Consider the following 249-nt stretch of genomic DNA (forward strand, 5'->3'; position numbering starts at 1 on the left):
CACTTGCAGCAGTGCCTGCTGAATCAGACGGTCGGTCACGGTGGGAATTCCCAGCTCACGCTCAGTCCCATCTGGCTTCGGGATACCCACGCGCCGTACAGCTTGTGGCTTGTACGTGCCGTCCATCAGGCGCCTCCTGATCCCGGGCCAGGCGTGTTTCAGGTGCTCTTTGGTCTGGAGAATATCCAACCCATCGACGCCTGCGGCTCCCTTGTTCGCCTTCACGCGTTTCCACGCGCGTTGCATGTT

The 249-nt window shown here is 60.6% G+C and carries 1 pseudogene; it reads right to left on the minus strand.

Annotated elements, in window-relative coordinates:
* Positions 1 to 249, minus strand: a pseudogene (locus NX782_RS26320) (group II intron reverse transcriptase/maturase); the annotation flags it as partial.

Origin of the sequence: Massilia norwichensis (genome assembly GCF_024753245.1) — a bacterium.
Lineage (GTDB): Bacteria > Pseudomonadota > Gammaproteobacteria > Burkholderiales > Burkholderiaceae_D > Telluria > Telluria norwichensis.